This window comes from Pseudomonas fluorescens (assembly GCF_001648775.1).
Taxonomy (GTDB): Bacteria; Pseudomonadota; Gammaproteobacteria; order Pseudomonadales; family Pseudomonadaceae; genus Aquipseudomonas; species Aquipseudomonas fluorescens_M.
The window spans coordinates 99,157-117,554 of record NZ_LVEJ01000026.1 but is presented as its reverse complement, the minus strand read 5'-3'; the positions used below and the strand labels follow the sequence as shown (position 1 = coordinate 117,554).

16 protein-coding genes are annotated in these 18,398 nt (G+C 61.3%); all 16 read right to left on the bottom strand.

Annotated features, from left to right (window positions below):
• Nucleotides 1–55: 55 nt before the first annotated feature.
• Entirely contained in the window at nucleotides 56–847 is a 792-nt protein-coding gene (locus A8O26_RS23395) for a ChbG/HpnK family deacetylase (RefSeq protein ID WP_064120164.1), read from the bottom strand.
• Nucleotides 819–2,003, bottom strand: a complete 1,185-nt coding sequence (locus A8O26_RS23390) for a GNAT family N-acetyltransferase (RefSeq protein ID WP_064120086.1) — start codon at nucleotides 2,001–2,003, stop codon at nucleotides 819–821. Before A8O26_RS23390 ends, A8O26_RS23395 begins: the two co-directional genes overlap by 29 nt.
• Nucleotides 2,004–2,007: 4 nt before the next feature.
• Nucleotides 2,008–2,697 carry a hypothetical protein gene (locus A8O26_RS23385; RefSeq protein WP_064120085.1) on the bottom strand — a complete coding sequence of 230 codons (690 nt, stop codon included), beginning with the start codon at nucleotides 2,695–2,697 and terminating at the stop codon, nucleotides 2,008–2,010.
• Nucleotides 2,698–2,804: 107 nt separating this feature from the next.
• A complete protein-coding gene (locus A8O26_RS23380) occupies nucleotides 2,805–4,724 on the bottom strand; it encodes a hypothetical protein (protein WP_064120084.1) in 1,920 nt (639 codons plus the stop codon).
• Nucleotides 4,721–6,028 (bottom strand): oligosaccharide flippase family protein, encoded by a 1,308-nt coding sequence (locus tag A8O26_RS23375; RefSeq protein WP_064120163.1) that lies wholly within the window; start codon nucleotides 6,026–6,028, stop codon nucleotides 4,721–4,723. Before A8O26_RS23375 ends, A8O26_RS23380 begins: the two co-directional genes overlap by 4 nt.
• Nucleotides 6,025–7,026: a polysaccharide deacetylase family protein gene (locus A8O26_RS23370; protein ID WP_064120083.1), complete on the bottom strand. Its 1,002-nt coding sequence runs from the start codon at nucleotides 7,024–7,026 to the stop codon at nucleotides 6,025–6,027. The genes A8O26_RS23375 and A8O26_RS23370 overlap by 4 nt, the downstream gene beginning before the upstream one ends.
• A 13-nt stretch (nucleotides 7,027–7,039) precedes the next feature.
• A complete protein-coding gene (locus A8O26_RS23365) occupies nucleotides 7,040–8,176 on the bottom strand; it encodes a glycosyltransferase (protein ID WP_064120082.1) in 1,137 nt (378 codons plus the stop codon).
• Nucleotides 8,169–9,137, bottom strand: a complete 969-nt coding sequence (locus tag A8O26_RS23360) for a glycosyltransferase (protein WP_064120081.1) — start codon at nucleotides 9,135–9,137, stop codon at nucleotides 8,169–8,171. The genes A8O26_RS23365 and A8O26_RS23360 overlap by 8 nt, the downstream gene beginning before the upstream one ends.
• Nucleotides 9,134–10,507, bottom strand: a complete 1,374-nt coding sequence (locus tag A8O26_RS23355; protein ID WP_064120080.1) for an O-antigen ligase family protein — start codon at nucleotides 10,505–10,507, stop codon at nucleotides 9,134–9,136. Before A8O26_RS23355 ends, A8O26_RS23360 begins: the two co-directional genes overlap by 4 nt.
• Complete coding sequence (locus A8O26_RS23350) at nucleotides 10,504–11,595, bottom strand: glycosyltransferase family 4 protein (protein ID WP_064120079.1); 1,092 nt, start codon at nucleotides 11,593–11,595, stop codon at nucleotides 10,504–10,506. The genes A8O26_RS23355 and A8O26_RS23350 overlap by 4 nt, the downstream gene beginning before the upstream one ends.
• The gene (locus A8O26_RS23345) at nucleotides 11,592–13,184 is read right to left on the bottom strand and encodes a GumC family protein (RefSeq protein ID WP_064120078.1); all 1,593 of its coding nucleotides are present in this window, start codon (nucleotides 13,182–13,184) and stop codon (nucleotides 11,592–11,594) included. Before A8O26_RS23345 ends, A8O26_RS23350 begins: the two co-directional genes overlap by 4 nt.
• A gap of 16 nt (nucleotides 13,185–13,200) precedes the next feature.
• Entirely contained in the window at nucleotides 13,201–14,226 is a 1,026-nt protein-coding gene (locus A8O26_RS23340; protein ID WP_064120077.1) for a polysaccharide biosynthesis/export family protein, read from the bottom strand.
• A gap of 21 nt (nucleotides 14,227–14,247) precedes the next feature.
• The gene (locus A8O26_RS23335; protein WP_064120076.1) at nucleotides 14,248–14,895 is read right to left on the bottom strand and encodes a CpsD/CapB family tyrosine-protein kinase; all 648 of its coding nucleotides are present in this window, start codon (nucleotides 14,893–14,895) and stop codon (nucleotides 14,248–14,250) included.
• On the bottom strand, nucleotides 14,895–15,641 hold the full coding sequence (locus A8O26_RS23330; RefSeq protein ID WP_064120075.1) for a sugar transferase: 747 nt from the start codon (nucleotides 15,639–15,641) through the stop codon (nucleotides 14,895–14,897). The genes A8O26_RS23335 and A8O26_RS23330 overlap by 1 nt, the downstream gene beginning before the upstream one ends.
• Before the next feature lie 18 nt (nucleotides 15,642–15,659).
• Nucleotides 15,660–16,697 carry an NAD-dependent epimerase gene (locus tag A8O26_RS23325; RefSeq protein WP_064120074.1) on the bottom strand — a complete coding sequence of 346 codons (1,038 nt, stop codon included), beginning with the start codon at nucleotides 16,695–16,697 and terminating at the stop codon, nucleotides 15,660–15,662.
• The gene (locus A8O26_RS23320; protein WP_064120073.1) at nucleotides 16,694–18,046 is read right to left on the bottom strand and encodes a UDP-glucose dehydrogenase family protein; all 1,353 of its coding nucleotides are present in this window, start codon (nucleotides 18,044–18,046) and stop codon (nucleotides 16,694–16,696) included. The genes A8O26_RS23325 and A8O26_RS23320 overlap by 4 nt, the downstream gene beginning before the upstream one ends.
• Nucleotides 18,047–18,398 lie beyond the last annotated feature (352 nt).

Sequence of the window (18,398 nt, the reverse complement as noted above, 5' to 3'; positions counted from 1 at the left end):
CCCTTGCCAATTCATTTCAAAGTGCCATCTTGGAAAGTATTGCAAGGTATGTAAGTCAATCGAGTGCCGTAGCACCGCGTAGAAAATCCTTGTTCAGATCGGCGTAGGAAACCCGTGGAATACCCGCCAGCCGCTGCTCTAGCACGCGGCTCAGGGATTGCTCGGGGTTGAGATAGGCGTCACCAAAATCGGCGCCGAGTTGCGTGGGGTGCGCGACGACTTCCAGCACGCCGTCGGTCGGCGCGCTGTCGTTGCGCAAGTCGATTGGCGTGCACACATAGTCGGCGGTGACACCGGCCAGACGTTGCAGGCGCCAGTTGAGCAAACCCTTGAACACGCGCTTGGGCAAATTGAGGTTTTGGCCCAGGTTGCGCGCCAGGCGAATCGGCACCCCTTGATGCGCGGCAAACCGTGCGACGATTTCGCCAATCGGCCAGATGTTGTGCACGTGCTGATGCGAATCGATATGGCTGGGGCGCATGCCGTGGTCGACGCAACGTTGCCACTGCGCCTGCAACTCTTCACGCACCGCATCACGGTCTTCGCGTGCGAGCAAAAAACTGTGTCGCGGCAGACTGAGATCGAACACGCCGAAGTCATCGCAGAAGGTGCGTCGGGCCACAATTGCCTGGCTCAAGGGGCGTCCGTAAGTCAGGTTGAAATGCAGGCCAACCCGGCCCTGCAAGGTCGCATGCCGCGCCATGGCGCACGCCGCTTCAAACGCCGGCATGTTGGCCATCGCCGTGGCAGAACTGATGACCCCGGCCTGAAACGCGGCGAAGATCACGGCGTTTTCGTTCGGGCTGAGGCCGAAATCGTCAGCGTTGACTATGACTTGGCGAGGCATGTTCGCCCTCCGTGGTGATCGCGACAGGTTTCACTGCAGGTTTGGCGTGTTCGGCACGGCGTGCCCGCCACGTTTGTACATGCGGCTTGAGTCGATGCCACAGACGCAAACCGAGGCCAAGCACCAGGCCACTCGGCCGCCAGGAATAAAAACTCCAGCGCCAGTGCTCCAGTTGCCCGGTCATGCGTTCGTGCAGTTGATGGCTGGAATTTTCCAGGCTGACCCGCGAGGCATCGATCCAGCGCCAGTGCTCGTCCAGCCCCCAGCGAATCCATTCCTCCAGCAGCACCCGACCGCTGCCCAGATCGGCGTATTGCGGCAGGAACGCGAGGTTGTAATCGTAGAGCCGACCCTGCTCCAGCAGGCCGAGGCGATAGCTGATGCAACGGCCGTTCAATTCCAGCGTCACCACTCGCACCAAACCTTGGCCGGCGAGGGCGGTGAAGGCGCGTTCGATCCATTGCCGGCTGCGTTCGCCGGCGAAAATCCCCACGCCTTCATCACCTTTCCAGCTCACTGCTTCGACTTCGCTGATGGCTTGCAACAGCGGCCCCATGCTGATCGCATCGGGAGTGATCCTGCGTACTTCGGCGCCACACGCGGCAATTCGTTTGCGCGCTCGGCGCAGTTTGTAACGCGGGTCGCCGGAGACTTCCTGATGATCGGCTTCACTGATCAGGTGCACCGGCACCCGACAACTCAGGCGTCGCTCACCGGTGGAGCTGTGCGCCATCCATTCGGTCAGCGCACTTTCCTCACCGGCAGGCTCGGACAATTCATTCAGCTGGAGCAGTGCGTGGGGCAGACGTTGGCGAATCAAACGCAACGCCTCACGCATGTCCTCACTGCCGAGCAACGACAGCAGGGCCAAGCGATCAGCCAGCGGATACCCCAAGTGATGCAGCACGCGAAACGGCAGCCCGGCAAAACGCTCGCGACTCGCCACCAGTGGCAGGCACAGACGCAATTCGTCCGCTTCCCAACCGAGCAGGATGTGCAATCGCTCACCCTCGCCAAGGGCCTGCTCGGCCGCGCACAACCAGCCAAGGTTGTTGAACGGCGTGTGGTCCGTCACCCGCAGGCGCAGCGCTTCATAGGCCGCTGCCGGGAAATCGGCGGCGCACAGCGAAGTGCACCATTCGAATCGCATCACCATAGGCTCAGGCCGCCGTGGCTGTAACGGGTGGACGGGACGGTTTGCGCAACGCATCCAGACGCGAGCCGCTGTAGCGACTTTCGCGGTAGAAGCGCCAGCGACCGAACAGGGTGTACACATTCATGATGCGGTTTTGCTCGGTGTAGCCCATGCGCAGGTGCAGTTTGAGCGCCGGGATGTTGTGGAACTCGCAGACGTCGACGACCTTGTCGCAACCTTGCGCGGCCATGGCTTTCCACAGCTCCAGTTGCAGGTCCACCGACAGCTCGGTGCCCCAATAGGCGCGGGTCAGCTCACCGCCGAATTCGAAGAACTCGCCGGGTTTCACCGGGAACATGCAGCCGTAGTAATGGCGGTCGAAATAGTCGCGCGAACTGCCCCAGATAAACGCCACGGCATCACCCTGATCGTCCAGGTGCATGTGCCCGGTGTGACCCTCGTTGGCCAGTTCGGCCATGGTGCCGACGCGGTCGCCGAAGTAACGGGCGAAGGCGCTGGCGTTGTCTGGCGTAATTTTCACCACCCGCAGCGGCGGGTAGGGTTTGAGGCTGTGCGGCGGCACCGGGCTGACCAGATCGCGCTCCATCCACAGCAGTTCCTGATGGGAAAAGATGCAGTGCTTCCACGCTTTCGCGAGGGTCGCGCGCAGGCCTTTCTGTTTGATGTGTTGGTTGAGTTTGCTGACGATGCCCATTGTGCTTACTCCGGCGTTCCGGCAAAGCGAACGACTGTGGCGCGGGAGCAAGCTCCCTCGCCACAGATCGATGTTCGCCTTACATGTTCTGATAATCGGAATTGGCTTCATGACGCGATCCAGCTAAGTGCAAACAAGGTCTGCCCTGGCAAATCAAAGCTGACGCGTCCATCGCGGCAGGCAAATGGTGCGTCGCGGCTGCGATTATCGGCGCCGAAGTAGCGCAGGGCGCCGTTGTTCAGTGGGCATTTCGCACCGCTCAAATCCACCCGTTGCAAACGCGTGCCTTTGTTGACGCCGAGCAGGCCACGCTGAGCGTCGCCGGCCATCGCCAGCACATCGACTTCAAACGCATCGTTTTCCAGCCACAACACCTGATGCAGCCAGTGTTGGGCAATGAACTGCTGGGCCAGACCGACCGGTTTCAGTTCGAAACGATCGTCGCCCAAGACCCGCAACATTCCCTTGGGATACTGTGGCTCATCGGCCGCCTGGAACCAGTTGAGCATGCTCAGCAAGCCATCCTGCGAAGCGTTGATCACCACCGACGCCCACCACAGCGAAGCGTAGTGGGTTTCCTGATCGTAGGGGCTGAGGCTGGAGCCGCTGGACAGATTGGTCTGATCGAGCAGCAAGGCTTTGCGCGGCTGACCTTTGCCGTCGAGGCCAACGAGGTCGGCGGCGCGGCGCACACTGTCACGGTAGACGCGGGTGGCGAGCAGGTCACGGATCATCCATTCGTGCCACGCCAGTGCATCGACCTGATCGCCGGATTCGCTGAGCAAACGCCGCGCCCAATCGATCCCGCGCTTGCCCGCCGCGTTGTCGGCGAAGGGCCCGTTGACCAGCCGCGAACTGGCCGGCATGGCGATGCGCACGCCAGCCTTGGCATTCGCCGGATCGCTGCGCACCTGCCGGGCCATGCTGGCGAAAATCGCCTGATATTGCGCGTAGCTGGAGTAATTGAGGTTCGGCTCGTCGGCAAAGCCAATGTAATGCGTGCCTTTGCCACCGAGCGCCCGCGTCCCGGCCAGCCACGCGTCGAGGCCGCTGTTGCTTTGCACATCAGCGCGCAAATCCGCCTGACGCTGACTGCCGGCCAGCAGGGTGATGTCCTGCTTGATGCCGAAGCGCTCCTGATAGATCTTGCGGAACGCATCTTCGAAGTGCGGATTCTTCGCCGTCACATCGACAAAGCTGTAGTAACTCGCCGCCGTCGGTTTCAGCGCATCCAGCGCGGCATGGCTGGCGGGCGGCGGCATCACGTAGGGCAGGGCGATGCCCAGATCCGGCGTGCGCCCGAGGACTTTGTCGTGCAGAGTCAAACGGGTTTGCCCGGCGTCTTCGCGCAGCGCTTTCAGTTGCTGCGGATTCTGCGCAAACAGGTTCGCCGTGCCATCCAGCCAGAACGCCGCTTTGCCGCTGCCTTGCAGACGCAGGCGCCAGACTTGTTCGCGTTCGCTGACCGGCAGGGCGACCTGATCGAACTGCCAATAGGCGCGATAGGGTTTCAGCGCCAGCGTCAGTTGCTGATCGTCGCCGACGCGCTGCGCCTGCAAACCACTGACGCCACCATGAAACTTGCCGGCCAGCACCGCGTGCTCCCCCGGCGCGACTTTGAAATACAGTTCATCGCCATTGTGCGTATCGGCGCTGAAATGCACTTTCGCCGGGGCGAACAACGCGACCGTACGCTCATCATGTTCGACGCGATAATTGCGGAAGCTGTAGCCGGGAATTTCCAGTCGATAACTGGCTGCGCCGGGCAACAGCGGCCAGCTCTGAGTGCCACGCACTTCACTGGATTTTATAAACCGATCACCCGCCAGTTTGCCCTGGCCATCGAGCAGATACAGATGCTCTTCATTGGCCTCAGCCTGCCACGCCGGCGTCCAGCGCACGGTCACCGTGTCCGGCCTATCCGCTTGCAGATACAGACTGCCATCGCGAATCTCGCCCCAACGCATCGACGCGGCAAAGGCGTCCAGCGACAGGCCGAGACCGAGCAGCAGGGCCAGGCCTTTCATGCGGTTTTCCGGCGTTGCAGCATCAGCCACATCGGCGTGACGTCGCGGGGCAGGATAATCAGGGTTTGCCAGAACGGTACGCCGCTCAAACGGCAGTACAACACCAGCATCGCCACGGTCACCGCCAGATAGGCAATCGACGACGCGGCCGCTGCGCCGACAATGCCGTAAGCCGGAATCATCACCAGGTTCAAAGCGAGATTGAGCAGGGCGCCCAGACCCATCAGCAACGACACCGTGCCGGGACGATTCTTGCCCAGCAGATCCAGCCGCAAGATGCTCGCGTAGCACAATCCCAACAGCCCCGGCAGCAAGGCGAGCAGCGCTGGATATGCAGGTTGGTACGCTGCACCAAACAGCGTGACAATCAGCCATTCGCCAATCACCGCCATGGTCAGGCAGGCGCCGAGCATCACCGTGGCGGTCAAGCGCAGGGCCAGCGGCGTGACTTTGTCCATGCCTTCGTCTTGTTGCAGCAGGCGTTTCATCAGCGGCGTGGTCACCGCCTCCGGGACGATCAGCAGTAATTCGGCGGCGGCGCTCGCCATCGCGTAATGGCCGAGCGCGGTGCTGCCGAGCAGGGCGCCGATAAATAGGTAATCCGAACGCAGGATCACTTGCTGGAAGAGCAGGTCCGGATGGCTGCGCGCGCTGTAGCGCAGCAGTTCTTTCTGGCTGGCGCGATCCCATTGCAACTGCAACGGTTGCGCCCGTTTGAGCCAGACCCAACCGACCAGCACCACCAGGCTGATGCCGGCCAGCCAACTGATCAGCGCAGCTTCGAGGGCAGCGCTTTTCCACATCCAGAACAGCGCGAGAAACAGCATCAGCGGCGCCAGCGACTCGACCAGACGCAGGGCATTGAACGCAACCACGCCACCCGAAGCGTTGTGCAGCGTCAGCAAGCCGCTTTTCAAAACGGTCAACGGCACCGCCAGCAGCAACAGCCAGGCGAGTAAGCCAAGCTGCATGGTTATATCCAGCTCAGTGCCGAATTCGCGCACCAATGCCACCACCAGCAAGGTCAGCAACGCCGCGAGCAGACAGCCGAACACCAACACCTGACTGAGCAACAACCCCATCGGCCGTTGCTTGGCTGCCTGATAACCGACCGCCGAATTCAAGCCGCCACTGGTGGCCGCACTGATCAAGTCCGGCAGGGTGCTGAGCAGCGCAAACAGCCCGCGCTCACTCGGCCCGAGAATCCGCGCCAGCAACACGTTGCGCAGCAAACGCAGGGCGATCATCGCCAGTTTGGTGCCCATGCTCAGCGCCAAATGTTTGAGGTAGTGACCTCGGCTCATGGCCGCGCCCCGCGAAAAATCCGCCACGACAGCAACTCCGGATTGCGCGCGGTGCGCTGGCTGACGCCGAACCGCGGCAGGTTCAGCGGATCGCCTTCGCCGCGATAAATGCCGGTGCCGGTGCCCAGCGCAAACGGGTAGTCATGGCTGGCGATCTGTTGTCGCACGCGTTGATCGTTGTCGCCATTGGGGTAGCAATACACCGGCAGCGGCCGGTTGCAGCCGTTGTGCAGGGCATCGCGGCTGCGACTGATTTCTTCGTCCAGGCGCACATCGTCGAGGCCGGTGAGAATCGCGTGACTGGCGCCGTGCGGGCCGAAACGCACCAGCCCGGAAGCTTCCAGCGCGCGCACCTGATGCCAGTCCAGCGCCTGTGGTTGCGACTCTTGTGGGCATTCGTCGGTCAGCCGTTCCAGCTCCTGCGGATCAATGCTCTTCAGCCCTTGCAGGTAATGCAGCAGCGCCAGGCTGCGGCGGTCGACATCGATGTCGTCGAGCAACACCGGCAACGGGTGGTGCATCGCGTGCAGGCATTCGATCAAATGCATCCGCGCCTTGTCGCCATGGCTGCCCCACAGGGTTTCGCCCAGGCTCTCCCACCAGAAGCGCTGACGGCTGCCGATGAAATCGGTGGAGAGAAAAATACTCGCCGGCACCTGATGTTTTTGCAGCAGCGGGAAAGCGTTGACCGCGTTGTCGCGCCAGCCGTCATCGAAGGTCAGCGCCACCCGTGGACGTTCGGTACGCAGTGAGTTGGGCTGGAGGATTTCCATCAGCGGCACGCAATCGAAATGCTTGCGCAGCCACACCAGCAAATGCTCGAAGGCTTTCGGCCCGACGCAGAGTTCGTTGCGGTGCGGCAGGTCGGCGGCGCGGTCGTTGGCCAGCACCCGGTGCAACATCAAAATCACTCCGGCGCCGTGCAACTGGTTGCGGCCCACGGAAGAGTTGAGATAGAGCCAGCCACTGGTGCGTTTGAGTAATTGTTTGATCGCCATGGCTTCGCTCCTCTTAACGGTTCTGTTCCGGATTCCACTGGGCATACCGCTGACCGCGCAGGAACTGCCACAGGCCGAGACTCATCCCGGCGAGGGTGACCAGCAGAAACGCGGCGAGGCGGAAGGGTTTCGGCAAACGGTGTTGCGAATCCAGCAGCCCGGCAATCGCGATGGCGTAGCCGAACAATTGCGCGATCAGGGCCAGGCGATAGAAACCGTGGTCGTCCCACAGCCAGAAGTTGCTCAGCAACAGCGGCAGCAACAGGATCGGCGCCAGTCGGCGGATCAGTTTGTGGCTGATCAAGGCAATCGAATACAGGCCATATTTCAGCGGATTGAGCAGCTCACGGCGCTGCGCGAGGCTTTGCAGACCGCCGACGGTGACGCGTTGACGGCGGCGGAATTGTTTGTCCGCCTCATCGACGCCATGGTCAATCACTTGCGCTTCCGGCACATAGACGATGCGTTTGTGCGCAACCGGCGCGCAGGTGCTGATAAAAAAGTCGTCGTTGACCTCGGCCGGCACGTTCTGGAACAACTCGCGGCGCAAGGCGAGCAGAGCACCGTCGGCGGAAACCATGCAACCGGTGCGGTTCTCGACCCGGCGCAGCCAGCCTTCGTAATGCCGATAGAGACTGTCGCCAACGCTCAAGCCGCCGCCGGTCACGGGGATAACCATGTGCCCGGCGCAACCGCCGACGTTGGGATCATTCAACGGCGCGAGCAGATAACCGAGGGTCTCGCGCGACCATTGGTTGTCGGCGTCGGTGAACACCAGAATATCGCCCGTGCTCAAGGCAACGCCGGCATTCAGTGTCGCGGCTTTGCCCTGGCGTGGCAGGTCGAGCACGGTGATACGCGGATCAACGATCTTGTGCGCGCACGCCACGGTGTCATCGGTCGAGCCATCGCTGGCGAGAATGATCTGCAGGGTTGCCGGCTGATAATCCTGCGCCAGCAACGTGCGCAATTTGTGTTCGATGTGCCGCGCTTCATTGTGCGCGGCAATCACGATGCTGACGTTCAGCGGCGGTGCCGGTGTATGACGCCAGGCCGGGAACAATGGCGCCAGAATCGTCAGCAGCAGCGGGTAGCCGACGTAGGCGTAAACCGGCAGCAACAGGCACATCCAGAAAATGAACTCAGCCACGGGCAGGCCTCCTGGCGTTCCAATGACACAGACTCAAGATGAACGCGGCGCCGGCCAGGTGCAGACGTACCCAGTGCAGGCCCCACAGTTGCAGGGTCAGGCCTATATCGTGGTGTTTGGCGCTCTGGCGCAGGCTAAGCACCAGCCCCGGCACGCTGGTAATCGCGACCATGATCGCCGCGTGATGCGGGAAGCCGTCGAGCAGCGCCGAGATCGCCAGAAAATCCAGCAACCACACAAACAGTGACAGCATCGGAAAGCGCAGCAGGCGCAGGCTGAAACCGTGGGTGCGCAGCAGTTGCAGATGACTGCCCTGGCGCCACATTTCCTTGCCCATCCACTCACGCCAGTTCATTTCGTAGCCCCAGTGCAAGGCGACGCTGTTGTTGATCGACAGCAGTCGTGCGCCGTGTTCGTGCAGGCGCAGGGTGAATTCCTTGTCCTCACCGGTGCGCAGGCTTTCGTTGAAACCGCCGACCTTGTCGAACCAGCGACGGCGCATCAGCAGGTTGGCACTGGGCAGCCAATCCACGGCGTGGGAGGTTTGCGAAGACACACGCAACGTGCGTTTTTGCCACGCTGTGGCGTACCACGGCGCTTCGGCGGGGGTGTGCAGATCCAGCGCGAAGACGTCGGCCTGACCACTGGCCTCGATGTCGAACAACGGCTTCAGCCAGTCTTCGGGCATTTCGATGTCGGCATCGATGAACGCCAGCCATTCACCGCTGGCAATGGCCGTGCCGCGATTGCGCAGCGTGCCGATCAACAACCCCGGCAGCTCCAGCACTTGCGCCCCGAACTGGCGGGCAATGTGCGGGCCATCATCGCTTGAGCCGTTGTCGACGACGATCAGCTCACATTCGACATTGGCGGCGAACGCGGCTTTTTGCGCGGCGAGCAAGGTCCGGCCAATATGCCTGGCCTCGTTGAACATCGGGATGACGATGCTGATCCGGCTCATGCCCTGGCCTCCGTGGTCAGCGCTGCTTGCTCGGCTTTCAGGCGCAGCACGCTGGTCAGCGCGAGCATGATCCACACGTATTTCTGGTTCGGTGCGCTGAGGAACATCAGGAACAGGGTCAGCGACAGGAAACTCACGCCGAGGTGCGTCATCAGATCCGCCTGATACGCATCGCGGCGCAACATCCACGCAGCGCGGGCGCGAATCAGGTTGTACAAACCGAGGCCGAGCATGCCGACGAACAACAGCCCGGCAGGCACGCCGAGTTCACTGAAGATTTCCAGATACGTGTTGTGCGCCCGGCGATAGAGGTCGCCGATCTTGCGGTTGGCGGAAAACGCCTTGGCGTAACCGGTGGTCGCGTAGTGCAGTGGGAAGGTGCCGGGGCCGGAGCCGAGCAGCGGGTTCTCGCGGATCATCTGGCTGCCGACGACGATGTACGAGGCGCGACGGCCGAGGGATTCGTCATTGTGGCCCTTGGCGCCGGCGCTCAATACGCTCAGTGACTGGATGCGCGCGAGGTAACCGGCCGGCATCGCGTAGATCGCCAGCGGAATCACGATGGCCGCGCCGAGCATGGCAAAACCCAAATGGCGAGGGCGAATCCGGGTCAGTTGCGTGCGGTAATGCCAGCAGCCGATCAACAGGCTCAACGCGAGTACCACCAAACCGGAGCGCGATTCGGTTTTAGTCATACCGCCAAGCAACAGCAGGCAGCATCCACCCCAGAACAAGCGGTGCAACAGGTTCGGGCTGCGGATCACCAAAAACAGCCCCATCGGCACGGCAAACGCGATCAGCAGGGCGAACGCGTTAGGGTCTTCGAGCAAACCGGCGGCGCGGCCCTGATCCTGGAATTTGGTCGAAAACATCGCCATCGCACACGTGGTGCTGACGGCAAGAGTGACGAGGCGGGCGAACAGGTCGAGGTTCAACTCGCGGCCGATCAACAGGGTGATGACAAACAGAATCAAACCCACACTGAGTTCACGCAAATGGCCGAGCGACATGCCCATGTCATCGGTGTTGAGCAGACTGAGGAAGTACAGAACCATGAACCAGATCAAGTAGCGCCAGATATTGCTGCGCAGGCGCTCCGAGGGAATCTGGTGCAGCGCCAGTTGCAGCATCAGAATCACCGCCAGCGACGCCCCGATGAGCTTGCTCCCGGACAATGAGCTGTCCTTGAAGAAGCCTTCAAACGGCACCAGCGCGGCAATCCCGAGCAGGCCCCAGGTCGGTTTGCGGTACAACACCGCGAAACCCACCAGGCCGAGCACCGCACCCGGCGCCAGATACGGATAAGGGCTGGCCAACAAAGCGATGCAGACCAGACCGAGCAAACTGACGATCGAGAGCGGGAAAATCATGCGCGTGCCTCCCGTGCCGTGCGGATGTACAGCTGCGACCAGCGTTCGGCCAGGGCCTTGAGGTCGTAGCGATCCTGTTGCGTGCGTTTTGCGTTGTCGCGCAATTGCCGGGCCAGTTTCGGCTCGCTCAGCAAAGTGTCGAGCTGGCGGGCGAGGTCCGCGCTGTCGGCGGGCGTGGCAAGCAAGCCGTTGTGCCGGTGTTCCAGCACATCGGGAATCCCGCCAACCGCGAACGCCACCACCGGCACCCCGGCCTGCATGGCTTCGAGCAAAATCATCGGTGTGCCTTCGGTGCGCGAGCTGATCACCAGCGCATCGAGTTGCTGCCACCACGGTTGCATGGCGACTTGGTAGCCGGGCAAACGAATGCGCTGCTGCAAACCGGTGCGGTCGATCCGCGCTTGCAACGCCTCGCGTTCCGGGCCATCGCCGAGCATCACCGCATCCAGTTGCGGATGCTGGTGACACAGTGGGATCAAGGCATCGAGAAACAGATCCGGGCCTTTCTCGCTGCTCAAACGGCCAACATATCCGGCCAGCCAGCGTTGCCGATCGGCATCCGGCACCATGGCCGCAGCGGCCGGCAAGCCGTTGGGAATCACCTGCAATTTTTCCGCCCGGACGCTGGCCTGACGGTGCAGCGCGGCAATACTTTCCGCCACGCAGACCACCCGATCCACCGACGCCGTGCGGCACAGTTGCAGGCTCAGCCAGGTGTAGAACTTCTGCTTGCGGCTGCGCGGCGTAAAACCGTGCTGGGTGATCACCAGCGGCAGGCGCAACAGCGTCGCCCCGACCCAACCGAACAACAGCCCTTTGAAATTGTGCGTATTGATCAGCGGCTTTTCACCGCGACGCTGACGCAAGTGCCGCAGCAAATCCCCCAGCCCGGCACAGCCGCGACAATCCACCCCAGCCTCACGAAAGCGCGCGATCAGTTCTGGCGGCGCGTCGAGAAACAGCACCTGATGCTGCCCCGGCGTCGCCAGACAATGATCCAGCAACATGCGCTCGGCCCCATAGAAGCCGCCGCTGCTGAGCAAATGAATGATCGGCAGCGCGGCAGTCGGGGAGGGTGCGGTGTTCAATTACGCACCCAGTGCAGGAAGCTTGGCACCGTCCAGTTCTTGTGCGGATTGCTCGGCAGCGCGTTCTGGTCGTTGATCACCAACAGCACCGGTACGCCCAGCTCGTGGCTGATTTGCGCCGGGTGTTTGAAACGGTGATCGAAGAACTCACGCACGTAGACCAGGGCAATCGCCAACAACAACCCGGTGAACAAGCCGAACGGAATGATCAGGCCCGGTTTCGGGAACGCCGCTTCGGTCGGTTCGAACGGCGGGCTGAGTACCCGGGCGTTGGACAGGTCGTCGCTGAGCGAGCGCGTGGTGCTGCTTTCGGCAAACCGCTGGGCGTAGGTCGAGAACGCGGCGTGCAGCGCATCGATCTCGGTGTCCATCTGCCGCAGTTTGCTCTGGGTCTGCTGCAACTCGTGGATGCGGTTCTTGAACTCGGCGATGCGCGCGGTTTTCTGATCGATCACCTGCTTGACCACCGCCAGATCGTTGGTGCGTTCCTGAATGCGGTTGCTCACCACTTTGAGGAATTGGCCGCGGGTGCGGGCGATCTGTTCGCGGGTCAGCAGCATCGGCTCGCTGCCAGGCTGGAACACCGCCAGATCATTCATGTAGCGGCTGACCTGGGTGGTCAGTTGCTCGCCCATTTGCTTGATCTCCCGGTCCTCGAACGCCACGTTGTCGACGGTGGTGGTGAAGGTGTAGGGGAAGGTGTAGTCGTTGAGCTTGTTAGTGCTCGCGGCGGCCAGCGCGGTCTTCAGGTATTCGAGCCAGCGCTGGCTCTGCAACAGGCGATCCTGATACAGGTTCAGGGCTTGCTCTTCGGTGTTGATCGCATTGAGGCGGAAGGTGATTTCTTCCTTCGGATCCGACGCGCCGACGCTTTCCAGCAAGGCTTGACGGTTACCTTCCAGACCATCGAGACGCACTTGATACAGATGCTTTTTGCTCTCGTAGAAGGACTGCGGCAGATCGATCGATTGCAGCGCCTGACGGCTGAACAGATAGTTCTGCAGCAAGGCTGAAACAAACGTCGTGCCCTGATGCGGATCGGGGAAGCTGTAGACGATCGAGATCACGTTGGAGCCGGGCAGGGTCTCGATTTTCAGGCTGTCGATAGCTTGCTGGGTCAACGCATCGAGCGCGGTGTCTCGCACCGGGTCGGTCTCCAGCCCGAGCACGTTGCGCACCGGATTGATCACGTACTGGCGCAGCGGCGAGCTGATGTAGCGCTTGAACGGTTCGGCCACCAGTTTGCTGAAGATGCCCGGCGAAGGTGTGTACTCACCCTTGTCGCGCAGTTCGCTGATGGTCTGGCGGATCAGCGCCGGTGAGCGGAGGATATTGCTTTCCGTTTCCATGTCCGCGAGCGACGGCGGAATGAACGTGGCGTTGTCCACCGTGAGCGACGTGGTGGCGTCACCCTGGGAGAGTTTTTTCGACTGCACGATGACCTGCGCGGTGATATCGAAGCTCTGTTTGAGCACCAGCGGCAGGAGCAGGGCGATGACTGCAAAGATCAGGAAGACCCGTTTCACCAGTTGCTTGTTGGCGAAGAAGATCCTGAAGAACTCATGCAGGTAGTTTTCCTTTGGATTCATGTCGGTCACCTGAGAGTCAGTTGTTGTTGCTGTCTTTGTTGTCGACGCGGTAGCCGAAGCTGAACCCGACGCCCTGGAACAGCACCACGTCGGCCAGTTGGCGGGCGAGTTCGCCGGCGCTGGCCAGTTTGGTTTTCGGTACGTAGAGCATGTCGTCCGGTTGCAGATACGCAATCTGCGAAGCATCGCCGGACAGCGCTTTCTCGACGTCGTAACGCACCGCCTGCACCTGATTGCCGTTGCGGCGCATGATCACCACCGAATCCAGGCGCGCCTTGACGTTGGTGCCACGGGCCAGGGTCAACGCTTCAAGCACCGAGACCGGCCGGCGGATCGGGTAGGAACCCGGTTGGCCGACTTCGCCGAGCACATAGATTTCGTTGCCGGCGGTGGATTTCAGCAGCACATCGACGGTCATGCGGCCGGGCAGTTGCGCGTATTTTTTGTTGAGGAAGGTTTCCAGTTGATTGACGGTCATGCCTTGCAGCGGCACGGCGCCGATTTCCGGGAAACTCGCGTAGCCGTCAGTGCCGACGGTGATCTCGCGGCTCATGCCGGTGGCCGGGTGATTCAGTGCGCTTTTCAGGTTCTGCTCATTGGTCAGCGGGCTGATGATCTGCACGGTCAGCTGATTGCGGTTGGGCTGGAACAGCTGTTTACGCTGATAGGCGCGCTGGATTTCTTCGCGCGCCTGATCACTGGTCAGCCCGGCGATTTTCACCGAGGTGTTGGCGCCCGGCAGTTCGATGGTGCCGTCTGGCAGCACCAGTTGATTGCCGTTGAGCTGGCTGGCGGCGGTGAAGTTGAGGCCGATCTGGTCACCCGACTGCACGCGGTAGGCGTCCGAGCCGCTGGTGCTGATATGGAAGATCACATCGAGCACGTCCTGCGGACGCAGGGTCTGCTCGATCTTCGGCATATCGGTGGCCTGGGCGTTGGCCGGGGTGGCGGTGAGGATATTCACCGGCATGTTCTGGGTTTCGGAGGTGCTCGAGCAACCTGCAAGCGGCAGCATCAGCAGCACAAGAATCTTGGCGTTCATGGCGTCATCCTTCGCGTTCGCTTAGAGGTTTTTGTAAAGCCATTTGGGCATGTAGTACTTGCGCCGGTTGAACACGCTGCCGACCACTTTCGCGCCAGCCTGAGTCAGGCGTTGCACGGCGGCCTGGGCGACTTCCCAGCGGGTGTCTTCGGCGCGCACGACAAACACCACGCCATCGACCTGAGTACTGATGACCAACGTGTCGGCGGCGGAGTACACCGCATCGCCGTCGATCACCACGAAGCGGTACTGGCTGCCCAATTGATCGAGCAACGGGCTCAGGCGCTCGGCGGTCAGGTGTTCCATGGTGCGGATCGGCCGGCCATTGGGCAGCACGTGGAAGGGCAGGCTCGACACCTGCACCACGCAGTCCTGCAACAGCGGCGAGTTGTCCGGGTTGAACAGCAGGTCACGCAGGCCGCGCTCCTTGCTCAGGTTCAGTTGCTGAGTGAGGTTGCTCGCCGATTGGCTGGCGTCGACCAGCAACACCTGGCCGCTGCTCATTTGTGCCAGTTGGCTGGCCAGCGCCAGCGCACTGGTGGTGGTGCCGGCGCCGGGGTTGGCGGCGGTCAGGAACAGGATCCGCAGATCAAGATCCAGCACGGTCGAGGTCAGGTTCGATTCGCTGGGGTTGGCAATGCTCAGGCTTTTGTTGGTTGAACCGTCCATTAGCTTGCTCCGTGGCCGCTGAATACTTTGAAGGGGGTTTTCAACAGAATCTTCAGATCAAGCAAAAGGCTCTGCTCGGCGATGTAGCTGAGGTCCAACTCAACGCGCTGGTCGAAGTCGATATTGCTGCGCCCGGAGATCTGCCAGAGGCCGGTCATGCCGGGGTAGATCGCCAGACGGGCGAGGTGACTGTCCTTGTAGCGGTAGGCGTTGAACGAGGTCGGACGCGGGCCGACCAGGCGCATGTCGCCGGTCACTACATTGATCAGGTTGGGCAGTTCATCGAGGCTGGTACGCCGCAGAAAACCGCCGATGCCGGTGATGCGTGGGTCCTGGTCAATCTTGAAGTCGATGGCGTCGGCACCGTGCTTGTTCAGGTGGCGCAGCGACTCTTTCAATTCTTCGGCGTTGGCGACCATGGTGCGAAATTTGTACATGCCGAACTTGCGACCGCGATAACCGGTGCGTTTCTGCACGAACATCACCGGGCCTTTGCTGGTGAACTTGATGGTCAGCGCGAGGCCGATCAGCAGCGGCGAAATCAGCAGCAGAATGGTCAGCGCACCGAGGCAGGCGACCACACGATTAGTGCGCGACAGTTGCCATGGGCGACCACCATCGCGGCCGGTGAACCAACCGCGACCCTGGCGGTGAATCGCCGCGTCGAGGCGCATTCGCTGTTCCGGATCCATGCGCTTGTCTCGCTGCAATTGTTGGATCGGCACACCTTTTTCATGTCCAGTCATAGAGTCCTCCGCTGATGTTCAGCCGCGAGCGGCGCGTGGGCGATAGGCAGTGGGGTAGTAGTCGCGGAACCAGGCGATGAACCGCCCGAGGCCCTCATCCAGCTCTATCCGGGGCTGAAATCCGGTGGCCTGGACCAGGTCGTCGGTCTCGGCACAGGTGTTGAGCACATCGCCCGGTTGCAGGGGCAAGAGCTCGACAATGGCTTTCTGACCGAGGTGTTTCTCCATCAGGGCCAGATAGGTTTTCAGTTCCACCGGGTGGTGGCCGCCAATGTTGAACAGGCGCCACGGCGCCATGCTGGTGCCGGCGTCGGGGTGTTCACGATCCCACTCCGGATGAGCGTGCGGCGGATGATCGGTGAGACGGGAAATGCTTTCGACGATGTCGTCGATGTAGGTGAAGTCGCGTTGATGCTCGCCGTAATTGAACAGTTTCAGCGGCGTGCCGTCGGTGATCGCGCGCGCAAACTGGATCGGCGACATGTCCGGCCGGCCCCACGGCCCGTACACGGTGAAAAAGCGCAGGCCAGTGCTGGGAATGCCGAACAGATGGCTGTAGCTGTGCGCCATCAACTCGTTGGCTTTTTTCGTCGCGGCGTACAGCGACAGCGGGTGATTGACGCCGTCCTTCACCGAATAAGGCGTGTGCTGGTTGGCGCCGTACACCGAACTCGACGAGGCGTAGACCAGATGCTCGACCGGGTGATGCCGGCAGTTCTCCAGAATATTCAGGAAACCGTTGAGGTTGCTGTCCAGATACGCCCGTGGATTGTCCAGCGAGTAGCGCACCCCGGCTTGCGCGGCGAGGTGGATCACCACTTGCGGGCGTTCGCGCACAAACAGCGCTTCGAGGGCCGAGGCGTCGGCCAGGTCAACCGTGGCGAGCTGGAAATCGCCGACCTGCTCGCGCACCCATTGCACGCGGTCGTGCTTGAGTTGCGGGTCGTAGTAGGCGTTGAAATTGTCCAGGCCGACCACCGAGTGCCCGTCGCGCATCAGCCGCAACACGCAATGGGCACCAATGAAACCGGCCGCACCGGTGACCAGAATCTTCATGGCCGCGCCCCTTCCGGGGCGATGTGGCGCAGGCCAATGCCGCTATAGTGCAGGCCGGCAGCGGCCACTTGTTCCGGGTTGTAGAGGTTGCGCCCGTCGATGATCACCTTCGAACGCAGCTTGTCGGCGAGCAATTCAAAATCCACCACGCGGAAGTTTTTCCACTCGGTGCAGATCACCAGCGCATCGGCATCTTCCAGGGTGTCGTCGCGGGTGGCGCACAGGTGCAGGTCATTGCGGTAACCGTAAATGCGCCGGCATTCGGACATGGCTTCCGGGTCGTAGGCCTGCACGCTGGCGCCTTCGGCCCACAGCGCATCCATCAGATAACGGCTCGGTGCTTCGCGCATGTCGTCGGTATTGGGCTTGAAGGCAAGGCCCCAGATCGCGATGGATTTGCCGGCCAGACCTTGCGGAAACTGTGCTTTGAGTTTGCTGAACAGGATGTGCCGCTGCAGGTCGTTGACGTCAGTGACGCTGCGCAGCAGTTTCAGCGGCATGCCGTTGTGTTCGGCGGTGTGCAGCAGGGCGCGCAGGTCTTTGGGAAAGCACGAGCCACCGAAGCCGCAGCCCGGATAGATAAAGTGGTAGCCAATGCGCGGGTCGGAGCCGATGCCTTTGCGCACCGCTTCGATGTCGGCGCCGAGCAGTTCGGTGAGGTTGGCCAACTCGTTCATGAAACTGATGCGAGTGGCGAGCATCGCGTTGGCCGCGTATTTGGTCAGCTCGGCGCTGCGGTTGTCCATGAACATCAGTTTTTCGTGGTTACGGCAGAACGGCGCGTACAGCTCGCTCATCTGCTCGCGGGCCGCGTCGTCGCGGGTGCCGACGATGATCCGGTCGGGGCGCATGCAGTCGGCGAGGGCGCTGCCTTCCTTGAGGAACTCCGGGTTGGAGACCACACGCACGGTCAGGTCGGCTTTGCCGCGGCGGAGCAATTCGCTGTTGGCCGTGGCCAGCACCTGATCCGCCGTGCCCACCGGCACCGTGGATTTGATGATCAGGGTGCGATCGGCTTCCATGTGCGAGGCAATTTGCCGGGCAACGTTGAGCACGTGGCTAAGGTCGGCCGAGCCATCCTCATCGGCCGGGGTGCCGACGGCGATGAAAATCAGCTCGGCGTGCTCGACCGCATCGCTGGCCTGGGTGCTGAACAGCAAACGGCCGGCCTTGATGTTCTCCTCAAGAGTGCTGGACAAACCTGGCTCGCTAATTGGCGGCACCGCTTGTTGCAGTTGTTTAATCTTGTTCGGGTCAATATCAACGCACAAAACCCGATGACCGACATCTGCAAGTGCGGCGGCTTGAATAAGTCCAACATAGCCCGTGCCAAATACGCTCACGTCCATTTGCGCACCCTCGATAGAGCGAAAAGAAGAAGTTCAAAATGAGACTGTCAAAAGGGGTATAGCGCAGGGTTTGAAAAGCGTGTCAGCAAAATGACATGTTGCACCTGTATAACAGCCCCATTTTTGGGGGCGATTGGCCATCAAGTGCTTGCTATTGCTGGATTTGTCCCGTCCTTGACGCTTTTTTCACAATTCAAAGAAAACGATGGACGGTCGAAAGCCGCGAATTTAAAGGCTTTCAGCAACTTGAGTGTGTCAGATTTGAGTCATCGGTTTTTTGACGCTTTGCCAGAAAGTCAGCCATTTCTTGCGCTTTGATGGCCGGGTGCTAGTGTCAGATTTTGACCGACAA

Coding starts and splice junctions, on each gene's coding strand:
- A8O26_RS23395 (WP_064120164.1), bottom strand. CDS start 847: ATGCCTCGCCAAGTCATAGTCAACGCTGACGATTTCGGCCTCAGCCCG.
- A8O26_RS23390 (WP_064120086.1), bottom strand. CDS start 2,003: ATGGTGATGCGATTCGAATGGTGCACTTCGCTGTGCGCCGCCGATTTC.
- A8O26_RS23385 (WP_064120085.1), bottom strand. CDS start 2,697: ATGGGCATCGTCAGCAAACTCAACCAACACATCAAACAGAAAGGCCTG.
- A8O26_RS23380 (WP_064120084.1), bottom strand. CDS start 4,724: ATGAAAGGCCTGGCCCTGCTGCTCGGTCTCGGCCTGTCGCTGGACGCC.
- A8O26_RS23375 (WP_064120163.1), bottom strand. CDS start 6,028: ATGAGCCGAGGTCACTACCTCAAACATTTGGCGCTGAGCATGGGCACC.
- A8O26_RS23370 (WP_064120083.1), bottom strand. CDS start 7,026: ATGGCGATCAAACAATTACTCAAACGCACCAGTGGCTGGCTCTATCTC.
- A8O26_RS23360 (WP_064120081.1), bottom strand. CDS start 9,137: ATGAGCCGGATCAGCATCGTCATCCCGATGTTCAACGAGGCCAGGCAT.
- A8O26_RS23355 (WP_064120080.1), bottom strand. CDS start 10,507: ATGATTTTCCCGCTCTCGATCGTCAGTTTGCTCGGTCTGGTCTGCATC.
- A8O26_RS23345 (WP_064120078.1), bottom strand. CDS start 13,184: ATGAATCCAAAGGAAAACTACCTGCATGAGTTCTTCAGGATCTTCTTC.
- A8O26_RS23340 (WP_064120077.1), bottom strand. CDS start 14,226: ATGAACGCCAAGATTCTTGTGCTGCTGATGCTGCCGCTTGCAGGTTGC.
- A8O26_RS23335 (WP_064120076.1), bottom strand. CDS start 14,895: ATGGACGGTTCAACCAACAAAAGCCTGAGCATTGCCAACCCCAGCGAA.
- A8O26_RS23330 (WP_064120075.1), bottom strand. CDS start 15,641: ATGACTGGACATGAAAAAGGTGTGCCGATCCAACAATTGCAGCGAGAC.
- A8O26_RS23325 (WP_064120074.1), bottom strand. CDS start 16,697: ATGAAGATTCTGGTCACCGGTGCGGCCGGTTTCATTGGTGCCCATTGC.
- A8O26_RS23320 (WP_064120073.1), bottom strand. CDS start 18,046: ATGGACGTGAGCGTATTTGGCACGGGCTATGTTGGACTTATTCAAGCC.